Source organism: Mycobacterium gordonae (assembly GCF_002101675.1).
Lineage (GTDB): Bacteria > Actinomycetota > Actinomycetes > Mycobacteriales > Mycobacteriaceae > Mycobacterium > Mycobacterium gordonae.
The window spans coordinates 16,327-33,311 of the sequence record NZ_LQOY01000018.1; the positions used below are offsets into that span (position 1 = coordinate 16,327).

Annotated in this window: 18 protein-coding genes and 1 pseudogene; 3 read left to right on the forward strand and 16 right to left on the reverse strand. The window is 67.7% G+C overall.

Annotated features, from left to right (window positions below; translation table 11 throughout):
• Nucleotides 1–15 precede the first annotated feature (15 nt).
• The 14 genes and pseudogenes from AWC08_RS03070 to AWC08_RS03135 form a co-directional block, all read right to left on the reverse strand.
• A pseudogene (locus AWC08_RS03070) lies at nucleotides 16–1,130 on the reverse strand (alpha/beta fold hydrolase).
• A gap of 54 nt (nucleotides 1,131–1,184) precedes the next feature.
• Entirely contained in the window at nucleotides 1,185–4,433 is a 3,249-nt protein-coding gene (locus AWC08_RS03075; RefSeq protein ID WP_069433872.1) for an arabinosyltransferase domain-containing protein, read from the reverse strand.
• Complete coding sequence (locus AWC08_RS03080; protein WP_069433873.1) at nucleotides 4,426–6,384, reverse strand: galactan 5-O-arabinofuranosyltransferase; 1,959 nt, start codon at nucleotides 6,382–6,384, stop codon at nucleotides 4,426–4,428. The genes AWC08_RS03075 and AWC08_RS03080 overlap by 8 nt, the downstream gene beginning before the upstream one ends.
• 2 nt (nucleotides 6,385–6,386) lie before the next feature.
• On the reverse strand, nucleotides 6,387–7,151 hold the full coding sequence (locus AWC08_RS03085) for a decaprenylphospho-beta-D-erythro-pentofuranosid-2-ulose 2-reductase (RefSeq protein WP_065133924.1): 765 nt from the start codon (nucleotides 7,149–7,151) through the stop codon (nucleotides 6,387–6,389).
• Nucleotides 7,152–8,534 (reverse strand): decaprenylphosphoryl-beta-D-ribose oxidase, encoded by a 1,383-nt coding sequence (locus tag AWC08_RS03090; protein WP_065133925.1) that lies wholly within the window; start codon nucleotides 8,532–8,534, stop codon nucleotides 7,152–7,154.
• Nucleotides 8,535–8,566: 32 nt separating this feature from the next.
• Nucleotides 8,567–8,932 carry a GtrA family protein gene (locus tag AWC08_RS03095; protein ID WP_142283385.1) on the reverse strand — a complete coding sequence of 122 codons (366 nt, stop codon included), beginning with the start codon at nucleotides 8,930–8,932 and terminating at the stop codon, nucleotides 8,567–8,569.
• 83 nt (nucleotides 8,933–9,015) lie between these two features.
• Entirely contained in the window at nucleotides 9,016–9,501 is a 486-nt protein-coding gene (locus AWC08_RS03100; protein WP_069433881.1) for a GreA/GreB family elongation factor, read from the reverse strand.
• A gap of 96 nt (nucleotides 9,502–9,597) precedes the next feature.
• Complete coding sequence (locus AWC08_RS03105; RefSeq protein ID WP_065133927.1) at nucleotides 9,598–10,701, reverse strand: SPFH domain-containing protein; 1,104 nt, start codon at nucleotides 10,699–10,701, stop codon at nucleotides 9,598–9,600.
• 25 nt (nucleotides 10,702–10,726) lie between these two features.
• Nucleotides 10,727–10,945: an NfeD family protein gene (locus AWC08_RS03110; RefSeq protein WP_065133938.1), complete on the reverse strand. Its 219-nt coding sequence runs from the start codon at nucleotides 10,943–10,945 to the stop codon at nucleotides 10,727–10,729.
• A 32-nt stretch (nucleotides 10,946–10,977) separates the two neighbouring features.
• Nucleotides 10,978–11,475, reverse strand: coding sequence for a hypothetical protein (locus AWC08_RS03115; protein WP_069433874.1), 498 nt, complete (start codon nucleotides 11,473–11,475; stop codon nucleotides 10,978–10,980).
• Entirely contained in the window at nucleotides 11,472–12,002 is a 531-nt protein-coding gene (locus AWC08_RS03120; RefSeq protein WP_065133929.1) for a 6-carboxytetrahydropterin synthase, read from the reverse strand. The genes AWC08_RS03115 and AWC08_RS03120 overlap by 4 nt, the downstream gene beginning before the upstream one ends.
• Nucleotides 11,995–12,441 carry a GTP cyclohydrolase I gene (locus AWC08_RS03125; protein WP_065133930.1) on the reverse strand — a complete coding sequence of 149 codons (447 nt, stop codon included), beginning with the start codon at nucleotides 12,439–12,441 and terminating at the stop codon, nucleotides 11,995–11,997. The genes AWC08_RS03120 and AWC08_RS03125 overlap by 8 nt, the downstream gene beginning before the upstream one ends.
• A gap of 78 nt (nucleotides 12,442–12,519) precedes the next feature.
• Nucleotides 12,520–13,293 (reverse strand): HD domain-containing protein, encoded by a 774-nt coding sequence (locus AWC08_RS03130; RefSeq protein WP_156803088.1) that lies wholly within the window; start codon nucleotides 13,291–13,293, stop codon nucleotides 12,520–12,522.
• A 5-nt stretch (nucleotides 13,294–13,298) separates the two neighbouring features.
• Nucleotides 13,299–13,688, reverse strand: a complete 390-nt coding sequence (locus AWC08_RS03135) for a nuclear transport factor 2 family protein (RefSeq protein WP_069433876.1) — start codon at nucleotides 13,686–13,688, stop codon at nucleotides 13,299–13,301.
• Between the two features lie 23 nt (nucleotides 13,689–13,711).
• Here AWC08_RS03135 and AWC08_RS03140 point away from each other — a divergent pair, with 23 nt between their 5' ends.
• A complete protein-coding gene (locus AWC08_RS03140; RefSeq protein WP_069433877.1) occupies nucleotides 13,712–14,665 on the forward strand; it encodes a carbon-nitrogen hydrolase family protein in 954 nt (317 codons plus the stop codon).
• Nucleotides 14,662–15,105 (forward strand): hypothetical protein, encoded by a 444-nt coding sequence (locus AWC08_RS03145; RefSeq protein ID WP_232007893.1) that lies wholly within the window; start codon nucleotides 14,662–14,664, stop codon nucleotides 15,103–15,105. The genes AWC08_RS03140 and AWC08_RS03145 overlap by 4 nt, the downstream gene beginning before the upstream one ends.
• On the opposite strand, the gene AWC08_RS03150 is transcribed toward AWC08_RS03145, so the two are convergent.
• Nucleotides 15,068–15,724 (reverse strand): TetR/AcrR family transcriptional regulator, encoded by a 657-nt coding sequence (locus AWC08_RS03150; protein WP_069433878.1) that lies wholly within the window; start codon nucleotides 15,722–15,724, stop codon nucleotides 15,068–15,070. The genes AWC08_RS03145 and AWC08_RS03150 overlap by 38 nt on opposite strands.
• Before the next feature lie 71 nt (nucleotides 15,725–15,795).
• On the opposite strand from AWC08_RS03150, the gene AWC08_RS03155 reads away from it, so the two are divergent.
• Nucleotides 15,796–16,635 carry a maleylpyruvate isomerase family mycothiol-dependent enzyme gene (locus AWC08_RS03155; protein WP_085087362.1) on the forward strand — a complete coding sequence of 280 codons (840 nt, stop codon included), beginning with the start codon at nucleotides 15,796–15,798 and terminating at the stop codon, nucleotides 16,633–16,635.
• Here the strand turns inward: AWC08_RS03155 and AWC08_RS36260 are convergent.
• On the reverse strand, nucleotides 16,625–16,985 hold a 361-nt coding region (locus tag AWC08_RS36260; protein ID WP_178132169.1), incomplete at its 5' end, for a hypothetical protein. The two genes, AWC08_RS03155 and AWC08_RS36260, sit on opposite strands and share 11 nt — an antisense overlap.

A 16,985-nucleotide genomic window follows, 5' to 3' on the forward strand; every position in this document is an offset into this window, starting at 1 on the left:
GGGTCGGTCACCGTTTCACGCAGAGGCGACGGCGAACAAGCGCCACTCGCCGCGCACGCCCTTGAGCTGGTGGGCGCCGCGCTCCTCGAACCGCAACCCCGAGCCGATCAGCAAATCCCGCAGCATGCTCGACACCACCACTGTCGCCAAGCCCGCCCCCGAGGTGTTGACCTCACGTCCTCGGAACCGAGCCAGCTGCGAACGCACGATCGCGTCATGCGCATCCAACAAAGCACGCCAGTCCCGATCGCCCATCTCCGCAGCGCGCCGTGTCGAGTCCACGATGTCGGTGAACAGCACGGTGGCGAGCACCCTGTTGCTGCCCGGTGAGGAACTCGGCGATCTCCTGGAAGGACTCGCGCCATGGTTCGACGAAGTGGTACATGTTACGGCCAGGCAGCTCAACGTATTTCGCACCGGCAATACGGTGGGCGACGTAAATGCCCGCTGTCGGCGGGATGGTCTCGTCACTGGAGTGATGGACGACGAGGGTCGGTACGCGGATGGTGGGAAGCACTGCCCGAACGTTCAACTCGGACAGGAGCGGCATAATTGAACCCACGGTCGCGGGGCTCGCCGCCAAGCGCTCTTCACGGGCCCAGGTGGCCCGGATCTCCTCATTCGGCATATCCGGATTGTGGACGCGTTGCGTCGTCCCAGTTCCCCATACCGCGACCGCGGCATTGAAGAGATCCGCCGAAGTGAGCCCATCGGTGCGGTCAGCCTCCTGATTCGCGAATACCTCGAGCGCGATGAGCGCGGTGGTGCGGGAGGGATGGGTCGCTGCGAACAGTGCCGCAGTTGTCAACCCACCACCGACCGCGACCAAGACGGCCTCGCGGCTGTCCAGGTCACCTAACACGGCAGTGATGCTGTCGGCCCATTGCTCCAACGTCGGTCGCGCGCCCGCACTGACCGGATCGGAAACTCCGGTACGAGGCTGGTCGAAGAAAATCAGGCGCCCGAGCGAGGTCATCGCCTCGACCCATCCTCGAACCGAAGGCAGCTCGGGAAGCGCCTCGCAGCAGAAAAACCAGTTGGGCACGAATACATATCGCCTCGCCTTCAGGCGACGCGCGATAGGCGACGTGCAAGTTCCCGTTCAGCGCGTAGCGCGTCTCGGACAACACCGCAGCAGTCTAAGACGGTGAGCTACCCAACGAGGGCTCTTGGTCTCTGCCCGCTCAGCTCTTGCGCAGCGGCGCGGGATCCCAGAACCCGCTGCGCGTCACCGTGCCCAACTCCAGCCGCGCCGGCGCGGCGCCCGGGTAGTACGGCGTGAGGCGCTGCAGCGCACCCCAGTCCCGGAACCAGTCGTCCTTGAGGTAGCTGGCCACCGTCGTCGACTGCGTCAGCAACTCGGTGATACCGAGGGGGCCACCGCCGAGGTGGTCCATCACCGGCGAATTGGCCTCCGCGCCGAACCGGTCCGGCAGGATCCGCCACTTTGGTGTCTCGTCGACACCGTTCTGATGACCGAACGGCCGCTGGCACGGGAATGCCAGCCCCACCAGCCAGTCCAGGAACACCGGATCCGACGAACCCACCACGTCCTGCAGCGTGCGCAGCCGCGGCACCCGCGGGGGAGTCAGCCCGATCCAGTGCTGCGGGGCCAGGTCGTCGTCGTCGGCCACCAATCGGACCTGGGTGGCCGAATCGGGGATGGCCGCCAACGGCGCACGTAGGTTCCGCCACGCCGGCGCCGCCCCGACGTCAGCGAAACCCATCGACCCGCTGTGCTTCCCGGCCGCCGCTTCCTCGTCGGTGGCCCACTGCACCTGGACCTCGCGGGCGTCGAACCGGCCCGCGGCCGTCACCACCAGCAGCGGCGTCTTGTGCCGTTCTTCCTTGGCCGGCAGCCGATACCAGCCCGACCGCAACATCGCCGGCACCTGGATGCCAGCGCGCCAGCTGCCGAGCACCGGGGTGCGCGACGGGTCGAGGTTGAACGGCAGCCGGGCCCGGGAGCCGTTGATGCCCGGCGCGGCGGTGGTGCCGCCCTCGGTGCCGGCCTCGGTGCCGGTGATCACCCCGTCGTCGTTGGCGAAGTTCCGGTCTCCGGGACGCTCCATCACCGGGTCAGCGGAGACGTCGGCGGGAATTCCGTTGGGAGTGAACGCTTCCGAGAGGCCTGCGCCCAGCGCGTCACCCACCGGCGCGGACACCGGCGCCAACATGCCGGCCTGCGGATCCAGCTCGACCAGGACGTCCTCGGCCAGACCACAGGTCTTCCCGGTCAACGCCTGCAGGTTCGAGCGCCCCACCGACCACGCCGGATACTGGAAGATCATCGCCTGGGTCAGCGACACGACCTCCATCACAACCAGCAACCAGGTCGCAATTGCCAACGGCGACTGCGTGAAACGCGTTAAGCGGGCACCGAACCGGGTCCTGGGCGGTCCGTCGTCGTTGGTGGCGACGAAGTGCAACCATGCGGCGATCAACAGCACGACGACCGTCAGTTCGAGCAGTGCCGTCGTCAGTGACCACCGCCATTTGGGGAACGAATTCGACCACGGCACACCGAAATTCGACACATACCACCAGCCGTTCACGCTGGCGAACGACATGGCCATCACGAACAGCACGACGGCGGCGAACACGGTGCGGTTGCGCCGGGAACGCATCGCGGCGCCGGTTACCGCGACCGCGGCCAACGCCCCCAGGGAACCGGCCAGGCCGGCGAACACCCCGAAGTGGTGGGTCCATTTGGTGGGGGTGAACATCATCGCCAGGAACGAGATGATGGTGATGCCGATGATGCGGCGGCTCGGCCCGGCCGCCGTGCCGGGAATCCGGCCCTTGCGCAACGAGATTGCCACCGCGATCGCCAGCGCGAGGATCAGCGCCAGCACCGCGAACCGGCGTGCCACCGACCCGTCCGGGCTGGGCATGAACAACCGCTCATAGCGGATGTGTTCGTCGAACCACTTCAGGCTGGGGCCGACGGCTTGCTTGAGCACGGTTGCCTGGGCTTCACCGGCAAACGTCTGGTCCCGGAAGATCAGGATCGCGGTGACGGTGGTGGCCGCCAGTATCGGCGAGATCAGCGGCAGCAGGCCGAACCGCTTGGAGCGGCGATGCAGGATGGTCCGCAACGGTCCGATCGCCACCAGCAAGGCACCGATCGAGGCGATGCCCGTCGGCCCGGAGAACAACGTCAATGCACCGATGATGCACGCCGCGGCCACCGGCAACAGCCGGCTCGTGGCCACTGCGCGCTCAACCGAGCACCAGGTCAACAGGATGCCCAGGGCGATGATCGGCTCCGGCCGCAGACCGTTGTTCAGCGGCAGCCAGACCGCCAGGAACATCCCGGCCGCCGTCCAGGCCGCCGCGCGGCTCTTCTTGACGGAATGGCCCAACCGTGGGATCACTTCGCGGCTGATCACCCACCAGGACGTCAGCGCCATCAGCAGGGTGGGCAGCCGCATCCAGACACTGGCCGTGGTGACGTGCGCCCACATCGCCAGTAGGTCGTAGTACCAGCCGAACGGCGCCTCGGGCGTGCCGAACCAGCGGTAGTAGTTCGCCATGTAGCCGGCGTGTTCGGACACCCGCGCCATGGTCAGGATGTAGCCGTCGTCGGAAGTGTTGGCGCCGACGAAGTGCCACCACACCAGGACGGCGATCACCAGCGCGTCCAACGCGCCGATCGACCACCAGCGCGACGGCAGGAACCGGCGGTGCCGGGTGCCGTCGGCGGTGTCCAGGACGTGCAGCGCAACCAGGGAGGCTGCGGTCAGCAACAACCCGAGGATCATCGCGGTCAGCTTCAGCGGTGTAGGGGCGCTGCTGTAACGCGTGTCGACGGTCGCGGAGAAGCTCAGACCCGGCGGAGTCGGTCCGGCCAGGTCGGTGAACACCCCGACGATCTGGGGGCGGAAGTCGTAGCCGCTCTTCTCGCCGCGCAGCGGTGCGCCGGGATGTTCGGTGGTCGGTCCCTGCTTGAGGCCGACGAATTCCCCGATGACCCGGTCCGCGTGGGCGGTGAAGGTCAAGCGCTGACAATCCGGACCCAGAACCTGACTCAGCGGCGCCGCCACCACCGGCACGTTGCGCACGATCAGCACCAGGTCGCCGTTGACCCGCTGCAACAGCAGGCCGCGATCGACCGCCTTGGGCGCCTGCTTGGGCACCGTCGACAACAACACCGTCTTGCCCGTGTTCTGTGGCCCCTCCAGCCCGGCCGCGGCCTGACACGGGACGCTGATGTTCAGATCGGTAGCCACATAGCTGATCAGGGGCGCCTCGACGCTGCCGAAGGTGCCGTTCTGCGGCCAGTTGAGTTGGGCGGTGGTCTGGTTGACCGGCAGCAGCGGGGTCGCCAGCGCCAGCACCGTTCCGAGCAGTCCGGCGACGACGGCAACAAGGCGAGCGAGCCGGTAGTTTGCTCCCGCGTCGCCCACGGACGTAGATGCTAGTTCAGGCACTCGGCTTACGGATGGCCACCACGAACGGCCCGATGGTCTCGACGGCAAAACGCGGGTCGCTGAACAGGGCGGCCTTGAGGTCCACCGTGTACCTACGGACGTTGGGCTGATTGGGGTAGACGTCCTCGGCCAGCCGCAGGGTGTAAGTGTTGCCGGCGCCCCGGCGCATGATGAACACGGTGGGCGGGGGCCACGGCAGCGTGTCCAGCGCCTGGATCAACTCGTCGGCGGTCTTCAGCTTCGACCAGCTCTCGATCTGCGCGGCGCGTTTGTCGAACTGGGCCAGCGGATTGGCGTAGTGCGAAGTCAGGCCCTGAAAACCCCAGTAGGGGTAAAACGACAGGAAGCTGTAGTCGGCCGTCATCACCACGGTCTCATCCCGCGGCCTGCCGGTGACCTTGGCGATGGCGGCGTCGACGGCCGGGTAGTACTTCTCCGAACTCGGAGGTCGTCGGTCACCGCGCTGCCCGTCGCCGTCGGTGTCGGTGTAGGCGATCGTGAGGTCGGGCCGGAGCACGTCGGGAATGTCCTGGCTGAACGCGATCGCTGCCGCCATTCCCAGCGCCGCGGCCACCGGCAGTACCGCCCGGCCGCGGGGGGCCAGCGCCTTGGCCGCCTCGACGAAACCGAACACCCCGGCGGCCACCAGGAGCACGCTCAGGGTCGGCTGCAGGCGAAACGACAGCAGCGTGGTGCGGGCCAGGGTGGCCAGCATCGACAGCAGCGACCACGCGTAGACCGCCAGCACACCGATCGCCAGGCCGCCGGCCCGCACGGATGAACGAGCCCGCACCACCAGCCACAACGCGCCCAGCATGCAGCCCGCCCCGAGCAGCGAGAACTGCAGCATGGGGAAGGTCAGCTCGGCACCGTCGGCGGGCAGGTAGTGGAAGGCGCTGACGCTGTTGCTGGTGGGAGAGCTCAGCGTGCGGAGCAGATAGGGCAGCCAGGTGATAGACGCGATCGCCGCCGCAATGACCCCGATGAGGACCAGCCGGCGCAGCGGGTCCACGGCGGCCTTGGCGCCGCCGGAGCGCCAGCGGGACGCCGCGAGGCCCAGCGCCATCAGTGTCACCGTGAAAGCGCTGTAGGCGACCAGCAGGGTGTACCAGGTGGCGGCGAAGCCCAGAAAGATGCCGGCGCCGACGATCGCCGCCCAGCCCCCAGATGCGTCCACCCCCGTTTCTTCGCCGAGCGTGGCCGTACGGTCGCGTTCGGCGTCGGTAGTGACTGTGGCGTCACGGTCGGCGGTAAAAGTGCGCCCGGCGGCCCGCAGGCCCGACCACGTCAGCACGAACACCGGCGACAGCAGCACGGTGATCATTGCGGCGTAGGGCTCCGGCGAGCTGTAGGCCAGCGTCACCGCCGCCGTCGCGATGGTCACCAGCAGCGCGTACTCGAAGCGGACCATCCGCGTCCACAGCACCAGCGCCACCGCCACCGCGATGGTGATCGACGTGATCGCCCACGGCTTGAACATCTCCCACGCCGGCGTCCCGGTCAGCGCCGCCGCACGCCCGCCGATCCAGAACCAGCCGGGCGGGTAGAGCGGCGGCAACCCGACATAGGTCATGTCGCGCAGCGCCGGGCTGTCGGCGAGCCGGGTCAGGTATTCGGTGCGGAACTGCTGGTCGACGGAGATGCCGAACAGGTACAGCTTGGTGGCGCCCAGCGGCATGCCCAGCGTCACCACGGTGAAGGCCGACACGAACACCACGCCGCCCAGCTGGGCCAGCCGCCGCAAGCGTCCCCGGCGGTACGCCCAGCCGACGGCGAACAAGCCGGCCAGGCAGCCCACCTGGCCGACGGTGGTCAGTGCATGCAACTGGTTGGACGACGGGAAAGCGGGCCACTGCACCTGGGAGATGGCGACCAGCGACACAACCGCCACCACCACGGCGACAAGAGCCGCCAGCGCCATCTGGCCCAGGGTGGCCAGCGCGTTGCGCATGCTCAGATGGGCAGCTTGCGGAAGATGCTCCGCGGAATGTGGCGCAACACCATCATCACGTAGCGAAATGCTGTTGGCGCCCAAACCAATTCCTTACCTTTTGCCGACGCGGTCACCGCGAGGTTAGCGACGTACTCCTTGTCGACGGTCAACGGTGCTTCCTTGACGTGGGCGCTCATCCTGGTTCGCACCTGGCCCGGGCGAATCACCAGGACCCGAACCCCGTACTCGCGCAGCGCCTCTGAGAGGCCCAGGTAGAAGCCGTCGAGGCCGGCCTTGGTGGACCCGTAGACGAAGTTGGATCGGCGCACCCGCTCACCGGCGACCGTACTCATCGCGATGATCTGGCCGAACCCTTGCGCGCGCATCTTCTCGGCCAGCAGCACACCCACCGATACCGCTGCCGTGTAATTGATTTCGGCGATCTGCACGGCCTTGCGCTGGTTCTGCCAGAGTTCCTCGGCGTCACCCAGCAAGCCGAACGCGACGATCGCCACGTCGATGTCTCCGTTGCCGAAGCACTCGTCGATCACCTTGGGGTGGGTGTCGGGTTCCAGCGCGTCGAAGTCGACGAGCTCCACCGACCGCGCGCCGGCCGCCTGCAGCTGCGCCACCGCGGCCTCACGGCCCGGGTCTTCGGGCATGGCGGCCAACACGATTCGCGCGGCCGCGTTCTGCAGGTACCGCTCGCAGATGGCCAGCCCGATCTCGGAGGTCCCGCCGAGGAGCAGGATCGACTGGGGATTTCCTACGGCGTCAAGCACCATCTAGAGCAGCTCCAAGCGTCGGGCCATGTCGGAGGCGAACACCCCGGACGGATCGACCTTGCGGCGCAAAGCGATCCACTCGTCGATCCGCGGATACATGGCATGAAAGGTCTCCGCGGTGGTGCGGGAGTCTTTGGCGGTGTAGAGCCGGCCGCCGAATTGCAGTACCCGCCGGTCGAGTTCGCTGACGAACTCGTTGAGGCCGGCTTTGATCGGGAAGTCGACGCAGATGTTCCAGCCCGGGATCGGGAAGCTGAGCGGCGCCTGATTACCCGGGCCGAAAAGCTTGAAGACGTTGAGGAACGAATAGTGGCCGCTGGCCTGGATGTCGCGGATGATCCGCTTGAATTCGTCGACGGCTTCGGTGGGCACCACGAACTGGTATTGCAGGAAGCCGGCCTGGCCGTAACCGCGATTCCATTCCCCGAACATGTCCAGCGGGTGGTAGAACTGCGTCAGGTTCTGGATCTTGCCCCGGTACGTGCCGGATTTGCGGTACCAGAGTTCGCCGATCGGCCCGAACGTGTACTTGTTGGCCAGCCCGTTGGGGAAGATGTCGGGAAACGTAAAAAGTTGCGGCGCATCGAATTTCAGCGGATTGCGGGCCAGCTTGTCCGGTAGCTGCGCAAGCGTGGCCAGCGAGCCGCGGGACACCGCCGCACGGCCCAGCTTGGGGGGCGCGCTGATCGCGTCGAACCAGGCGCTGGAATAGGTGTAGTTATTCTCGCTGCCGTCGCTGTGCAGGGCGATCGTTTCGTCCAGAGTGGCGGTGACGTCGCCGTCGGCGATGAAGTAGGCCGTCTCGGTCGGTGTCATCTCGATGGTGGCGCGCAGGATGATTCCGGTCAGCCCGTTGCCGCCGACGGTGGCCCAGAACAACTCGGCGTCCTCGCCGTCCGGAGTCACCCGCCGGATCTCGCCGTTGGCCAGCAGCACGTCCATGCTGCGGACGTGGTTGCCGAAGCTGCCGGCGCTGTGGTGGTTCTTGCCGTGAATGTCACAGCCGATCGCGCCGCCGATGGTGACCTGACGGGTGCCCGGCAGCACCGGCACCCACAGCCCCAGCGGCAGCGCCGCCTTCATCAGCTGGTCCAGGTTCACCCCGCCGTCGACGTCGGCGAGCCTGGTCTCGGCGTTCAGCGAGTGGATCTTGTGCAGCGCGGACATGTCGATCACCAGGCCGCCGCCGTTCTGCGCGTTGTCGCCGTAGGACCGGCCCAGCCCGCGGGCGATCACGCCCCGGCCGTCGGAGTCCGCCGCCCGAACCACCGCCTCGGCGATCACCTCGACGTCGGGGGTGCGCAGCACCTGCGCCACCGAGGGCGCCGTTCGTCCCCACCCGGTCAGCCGCTCGGGTGTCGTGGTCGTTTCGCTGCTCGACATCGTCAAAGAGGGTACCGCGCCCAAGGTACGGGTCAGCGGATGCGGAAGATCACGGTTCGCTGGACGATGAAATTGATCACCGTCGCGGTGCCCTGGGCCACCACGAACGCGACGGGCACCGCCCACCCGCGGTAGTGCAACAGTTCCAGACACAGATGGTTGAGTCCGACCTGCACCGAGAAGGTCACGGCGTAGAGCGCCATCACCGCGATGAACCGCGCGGTGCTCGGTGAGGCCTGGAACGTCCAACGCCGGTTGATCAGGTACGCCGTGATGGTGCCCACGATGAAGCTGGTGGCCTTGGCCAGGTCGACCTGCACGCCCAGCAGCTTGTACAGGATCAGATAGAGCCCGAAGTCGACGACCGCCGAGAAAGAGCCGGTGATGAGGAAGCGCAGCGCCTGGGTCGTCAGATGCAGATGCTGGTGCTGTCCGGGGTGTTCGGCATCTGGCTCCGGCGGCGGGATCATCGAGTGGGAGTTTAGGTGGGCAGCTTCACCGAGAGCAGCTCGACCTGGCTGGGCCCCTGCGGCGTGGAGTACGTGACCGTGTCGCCCGCCTGGTGGCCGGCGAGGGCTTGTGCCAACGGGCTGCGCGCCGTCAGCGTCTCGCCTTCGTGGCCCACCGGCGTTTCCTCCACGATCGAGATCACGTACATGGTGACCACTTCGCCGTCGGCGAACCGCAGCGTGACCTCGGTGCCACCGGGCAGCGTGTCGGAGGAGTCCACGTCCGAAGGCCCTGACTTCAACCGCCGGTCCAGCTCGTTGATCCGATCGGCGAGCACCGCCAGCTCGTCGGCACGCTGGATCGCTTCGGCCGCGTCCCCGTGATCACCCACCATCCCGCGGTCATTCTTGACCTCGATCTCCAGGCGGTCGTGCCGCTGCCGGAGCCGCTCCAGTTCGGCGGCGAGGTTGTCGCGCGCTGCCGCTGCCGGATCTGTGGACCGGGCTTCTTCGCTCACGACCACCCCTTTCGCCGAGCACCTATCGGGCGTTTCAGTGATACACCACAAAAGGCTGGGCGTCACTCATATCCCGCAGGCGTTTACCGCCGCGTATCACGCCGGGGCGCCTTCCTCGTCGTCGTACTGCGACAGTCCGTTGCGCACGGCGTCGAAAATGGCCAGTCCCTGTGACACCAGGCCACTGGTCACCTGACTGATCCCTTCGGCGCCGTTGAGCACGGTCAAATTGGACCCGGCCAACCCCCGCGCCGCCTTGTCGACGATCTCGGGCAGTTGGTCGATGATCATCCGGTCCAGCGCGACCCGGTTGTGCGACGCGGCGGCCTCGGCCTGAATCTTCATTTTCTCGGCATCGGCCACGGCCAGGATGCGGACCCGTTCGGCTTCCGCCTCGGCCGGCTTCACCACCTCGGCGACCAACTCCTGCTGGCGCAGTTCGGCCGCGCGCTGGGCCAGTTCGGTGCGCATGGCCAGCACCTCACGCTGGGCCTCGGCCTCGGCCAGCGGACCCGCCTGCGCCGCCTCCGCCTGAGCTTTGTCCACCTCGGCCTTGTACTGGGCCTTCACGATGGCTGTCTCCCGGGCGAACTCGGCCTGCTTGCGTTGCGACTCCTGTTCGGCCTCGGCGGCTTTCTGATTCGCCTGGGCCTGGGCGATCTGGGCCTGCTGCTGCACCGCGGCGTTGTGCGGGGCCGACATCGCCTTGATGTAGCCCAGACCGTCGTCGTCGATGGACTGAATCTGCAGCGCGTCGACGTTCAGGCCGATGCGGGCCATCTCCTCCTTGGAGCCGTCGAGCACCTCGGTGGCCAGCTTCTGGCGCTCCCGGATGATTTGCTCGACGGTCATCGAGCCGATGATCGAGCGCAGGTGCCCGGCGAAGATTCGGCCGGTCAGAACCGACATCTGGTCTTGTTCGGACAGAAAGCGCTGCGCGGCGGCGATGATGCTTTCCGTGTCGTTGCCCACCTTGAAAGCGATGACGGCCCGGACGTTGAGGGTGATGCCCTGCTGGGTGACGCATTTCTCGGCCACCTCCGCCTCGCACATCGCCAGCGTCAGGAACGCGGCCTTGCGGAAGAACGGGATGACGAAGGCGCCGTGCCCGGTCACCACGCGGAACGGCGCATTGCCTTTGGCCTTTCCGCCGGAAATCAGCATCGCCTCGTCCGGCGCGGGCACTCGGTAGCCGAGCATGGTTGTACTCCTTGTGTTTTCGTTGCTAGGGGAAAGTCGGGTCATTCCAGGGCTCGACGACGACGGTTCGTGGGCCGTGGGCCTGCACGACGAGCACCTGGGTGCCCTTGGGTAGCGGTTCGTCGGAGCGGGCCAGGAAGGTCTCCTTGGAGCCGCGCACCGTCAGCAGCACCTCACCGGCGCCCTCGGCGCCGCGGGTCGGAACGATCAGGGTGCCCACGCAACCGATCACAGAGGCGCTCACGGTCGCATTCTGCACCCTGGGCTACCTGGCGGTTACATTTCCAGGTCGATTCCGACGACCTGTGCGGCGTGGTCGGTGATGTCGTAGGCCGGGGACGCGCCGGCCACCGTATTCGGCAGTGGCCCGCCCGGGCGCCCGGCCAGTTGCGGGCGGACGGTCCAGGAGCCGAACGTGATCGGGACTACCGCGATCCGCGTGCCGTTCGGATCGGCGAGATCCTGCCCGTACCGCATCAACTGCCAGTTCTGCTGATGCGGATCGGCGGAAACCGCGTAGACGCGATCGAGGTTCCAGGCCGTCATCAGCCAATGCGCGTCGCGACCGGGAAACCGCAATGTGAAGCCGGCGCCCTGTGAAACCTCGACCGGCGCCGCGGCGAGCGCGGCGCGCAACTGTTCGGGTGAACCGGCCGACCTGAGCGTCGACGGGAGGCCCGTCAGGAAGGCGTCGAGATCGGTTGTGGCCCTGGCGTTTCCGCAGCCGACGCAGATCAGGCCGGTGACCAGAAGCAGCGCAAATGGCGCCTTCACACCCAGTCCTTCACCGGCAACGCGGTGAGCGTGAACACCCTGCTGCCGCTCTCCTGAGCGTCGATTCGCGACACCCAGGCCCGCCCGCCCGTCGCCTGGGCGACGATGCGTTCCACCGTCTCGAACACCCAGGCGCCCGAGGCTTCCAGGGCGGTGCTCTCCACGATTCGCATGTCGACCAGGTCGCGCTCGGCGAGCAGTTCGAACAAATCGCGCTGGGGGTCGTTCGAGGTGATCAACGTGGTGTGCCCGAACTGAGCCGCGAGCGCGGCGCGGATGTCGTCGAGGCACTCTGCGCTCAACACCTGGTCGTCGGATTGCCTTTCGTCGCAGGCGAATTCGATCTCGAAGCTGAGTGCGTAGCCGTGTAGGAACAGCCGCTTGCCGTTGTCGGACCAGGACCGCCGGCAGCAGTGCAGTCCGCCGAACCGCTTGCGCAGGTGAAAACGCGCCGTGCGTCCCACGGGTGCGTCATCGCGGTGCATGGTGGTCGTCTGGGCAGTGCCGGCGAAGGCGATCTCAGGCATGGCGATTGATCTTCTTTCTTGTTGCGAGAGTGATGAATTCACGTTGCTGATCAGCGTTGTCGCGCATCGAGCCGTAGAAGGCCAGGGTGGTGGTGGGGCCGGCCAGGGCGGCGCCCTCGCGCACCGGCGTGCAGCCGTACCCGGCTTCCACCAGCACACCGAGGCCGCGCGGGGCGAGCTGGTGGTGCAACCACAGGCCGATGCGGCTCGTCATCTTCTCCTGCACCTGGACGCCGATCGCGCACGCGTCGACGATGCGGGTGAGCTCGGCCGGGCTCAACCGCTCGGCGCCGCGCAGGTATCCGATGTGCACGACACCGTAGAACGGCAGCAGGTGCTGTTCGCAGATCGCGTTGAACGGGATCGCGCGCAGCAGCACCGGCCGGTCGAGCCGCAACTGCAGGATGCCGCTATCGGGACGGACGAGTGTTTGAGGCACCGCGATAGTGTCGTGAGGCGTCCTTGGAGGATTCTCAAAGGATTCTTGGAGCGTTCTTGGCGCGCCTCGCCGGCCGCGCTATCCGCAGAATGGGGCGAGGCGGATCGCGACGTCGCTGACGGCGAACCGGTGCAGGTACCAGGCACGACCACGAGGCACCTGCCGCGCTTCGGCGCGGAACAGTGCCGCGAACTCGCGCTTGAACCCCAGGCGAGGATACTGCCGCACCACCGCGGCACGGACGGCGTCTGGCACCTGGCCGCTGCGCAGGCCGAAGACGTCGACCGCAGCGCCCGCGGAAAGCAGGAATGCTTCGGGGCCGTGATCGAGAGCCACTCCGGGCGTGTGGTGAAGAGCGATGGCGTTCGTCACCGTCCGCTGGTCCTCGGGTCCTACTTGGTGCGCATCGAGAAAGGCGCGGGCCACGGCTGCGCTGCGAATAGTGAAGTCCACCTCGGGGACGGGGCTGGGGATACCGGTGTCGTGGAATAGCGAAGCCACATAGAACAGTTCCCGGTCGAAGCTGACTCCGTCGACGGCCGCGAGTGCGGCCCCCCAGGCGTACGAGCGCCGGGAATGGTTCAGAACGGCTGGTGGGAGCAGCTCGCGGGCTGCTGTCTCCGCGTCCCGGGCCAGCGCCGTGTCGGGCGGTGTCAGACTCGACGGATCGAGGGAGGTTCGCCGCCCTGCGTGCAGCCGCAGCGCCATCGCGACCCGTCCGCCGATGATTCCGCGGTGGCCCCGAAGCAGCGGGCGCGCGAGGGCGAGCTGCTCTGCGCGGTTGAGAACGCCGCCGGTGCGTTCGGTCCATTCGATCGTTCCGATCGAGCCGGGCTGGGTGCTGGGCTTCATCGCGGTCACCGGGTGCTTCCGGAGAGCGCGCGGGACAGCATTTCCGTGTCGCCGATGTGCTCGACGGCGACGATCAGGCCGTCGCGCAACTCGAATCGGTCGACTTCGTTGGCGCGTTCTCCGGCGAGCTCGACGTCTACTACGGCGAGCACCTTCTCGTCGCGGGAGAAGTATTCGATCGGCCGCACCGTCAGACCGTACTGCGCGATGTCGAAGAAGAAGCCGATGACCGCCTCGCGGCCCCGGTGTACCTGGCTCAAGCGGGTGCTTCCCGGCTGTGTCCAGACGACATCCTCGGACAGCGCGGCCAGCAGCTGCGGCAGGTTCGCACTCGCGAAGGCCTGGTAGAGCGACTCGACCGTGGCGATGCTTTCGTCCGGCATTGTGTTCTCCATTCTCTTTATAGTACGGTTCAAAAATGAACACTACTATAAAGATACGAACGGCGGCAGTCCAGATCAAAGCCGTCCTCGGTAACGTCGACCACAACCTCGAGGCGTGTGAAAGGCAGGCGGACCGCGCCGCTGCCGCCGGCGCCAGCTGGATCGCGCTGCCCGAGTTCTTCTCCACGGGCGTCGCATACCGCACCGACCTGAGCTCGAACGCCGCGCGGATCGATGGTGAGCCGACCCGGTTACTGCTGGATCTCGCGAGTCGCCACGGCATCCACATCGGCGGGTCGACTTTGGTCAGGGACGACGACGGGCACGTGCGCAACGCCTTCCTGCTGGCGTCGCCAGAAGGGCGGCTGATCGGTCGCCACGACAAAGACCTCCCGACGATGTGGGAGAACGCGCTCTATGTCGGAGGAACCGACCCGGGCCGGATCCAGGCCGGGGACCTGACCGTCGGTGTCGCGCTCTGCTGGGAGTTGATCCGTGCCCAGACCGTCGCAAGGCTGGCCGGTCAGGTGGACCTCGTCCTGGGCGGCAGCGGCTGGTGGAGCATTCCCAGGTGGCCGTTCATGGGCGGCGCCGCGGCTCGCAACCACCGGCGGGCGACCACGGCCCCGGCCGTGTTCGCCCGGCACGTCGGCGCTCCCGTCGTCCACGCAGCGCATGCCGGCGAGTTCTCGTGCCGGTTCCCGTTGTCGCCCGTGACGTACCGCGGGCATTGCGAGGGCGGCGCCCAGATCTGCGACGCGACCGGGAAGGTGCTCGACTTCAAGGGCCGCGACGACGGCGACAGCTACGCCATGGCCGACGTCGACGCCATTCGCTCGTCGGGCGCGCTGGCCAGCGACCGTTTCTGGTTGCAGCGTCGTGGCGCGGTCGCGGCGGCGGTATGGGCCTACCAGAACCGCCACGGCCGCCGGGTCTACGACCGGTTGCCGATGCCTGAGGCGGCACAAAGCGCGGCGGTCGTGGCATGAGTGCCACCACCCTCGAGCGCGCTCTTCCGCAGCGCACGGTCCCCTCCACTCTGGTGACATCCGGAGTGCTGGAACTCGCGGCCGGAGCGCTGTCGGGTTGGATCTACGCGGCAGTGCGCTACGACGACGGAGGTGCGGCGAAGTTGGGGATCAAGAGCGCTGCGCGCATCCGGCAGTGGCACCTTGACCTCATCGCGCTCGGTACCGGCACGGTGGCGGTCGGTCTGGCTGTGCCCGATGCGCCCACGGCAGTTCAGCGCGCGCTGGGTGCCGGAGCGTGGACGAACGCGATGATGTTCCTCCCGCTCGCCTACCGGCCGGGACTGCTGCAGAACCCGCTCTACCGGGCGATGGGGCTTGCGTCGTTCGTCGCCACGTCGGTGGGGTTCACCGGTGTGGCGGTCAGCGCCGTGGGCCGGCGGCGCGCAGCCCGTCGCTGACCACCGTCCGGCCCACCTCCAGGGTCTTCCGGAGCTCTGCGTCGTCGATCCGCAGCGGGTCCTCGCGCAGCGCCATGGCGATCACGCCGTTCCAAGCGCCCCAGAGAAACCGCATGGCGCGGGCAGCGTCGAGGTCGGAGCGAACCTCGCCGGCCTCGATCGCTGCCCGCAAGTCGGCCTCGACGGCGCCCACCAAATGCTGCACCCGTTCAGCGATGCGCGCCTCCGCCTCCTGCATGCCAGATGACGGTTCGAGTACCCGCAGGGCGATCATCTGGAAAGCGCCCGGATGCTCCAGGTGAAAGTTCAGGTAGGCGTCACCCGCTGCGAACACCCGCTCCAGCGGACTGCTCAGACCCAGTTCCGCCACTTTGCCCATCGCCGCCTCGTTGACAGCCAGGGCTCGATCGACCAGCGCGAGGTAGAGACCGGCCTTGCTCTCGAAGTGCACGTACACCGATCCCACCGACACGTCGGCCCGGTCCGCGATCTCGTCGATGGTTGTTGACTGAAACCCCCGCGACCGAAAGAGCGCCTCGGCCGCGTCGAGGATCGACGAAGCCGTATTGGCCTTTTTGCGCTGTGAGCGGGACATCGGGGCGGGGGAGGGCGACGACATGCGTCAACGGTAGCGGGGTCCTCACCACTCGATATTGTAGTTACGCTCAGAATTATAGTATCGTTCATTTTATGATACTTTCGCCGCGCTATTCGGGTCCCACCGTCGTCACAATCGAAGGGGATCCGGGTGACGTCGCGGTGCCGCTGGTCCGCCAACGCCTCCGGTTGGCGGAGCTGGCCGCCACCTTCACCGAGGCCGAGTGGTCCGCGCCGAGCCGCTGCAGCCAGTGGTCGGTACGGGATGTCATCGCCCACATCGCCGGAATCAATCCCCTGTATGTGATGTCCGCCGTCGCCGGGCTCGCCGGCGAGCCGACCCGCCTGATGCCGCATTTCGACCCCGCCGTGTCGCCGTTGCGGATGGTCGAGCAGGTGGCCGCCCTGTCGTCGGCGCAGGTGCTCGACCTGCTGGTCTCCTCCAACGCGGAGCTGATCGCGAGCGCCGAAGCGCTCGACGGGTCCGGATGGTGCACCTCGGCTGAGTCGCCCCTGGGCGAGGTGCCCATCCGGCTCGTCATGTCCCACGCGCTGTGGGACTCCTGGGTGCACGAGCGGGACATCGTGATCCCGCTGGGCATGACACCTACGGTCGTCGCCGACGAGGTCGTCGCGAGCCTGCGTTACGTAGCCGCTCTGACGCAGGGCTTTGCGTTCGGCGCCGGAATGGAATGCCGAGGACGGTTCGGCATCGACGCGACCGACCCGGATTTCCACTGTGTGATGACCGTCGACGACGCGGTGTCGGTGCGCGTCGAGCGTCCCGGTGACGACATACCTGTCCTGCGCGGGCCGGCGGTGCAACTGACCGAGGCGCTCAGCACTCGGCTGCCCCTGCCCGCGGATGCGCCGCCGGAATGGCGGCGGCTGCTGGCTGGACTCGAGTACACGTGGGACCTCGCTAGCCGCTGACGCCCGCTGTGCCGGTCCCGCCTTGGGATCCGGCGGTGCCGACGGCGCCACCGGCTCCGGCAACGCTACCCAGCGCCCCGGCGTTGCCGGCACCGCCTCCGCTGCCACCCGCGCCACCGGCCCCGGCGGTGCCCGCGGCGCCGCCGTCACCGCGCGACCCGGTCAGTCCGCCGGTGCCACCGGACGGGCCGGCATGGCCGCCGGTGCCTCCCGTGCCACCGGAACCTCCGGTCCCGCCTGCTCCGCCGGCGCCCCCGGCGCCGCCGTTGCCCGCCAGCAGACCACCCGCGGCACCCTGACCGCCCGTACCGCCGGCGACGGCGGCGACGGGGGCGCCGGCGGTGTCGGTG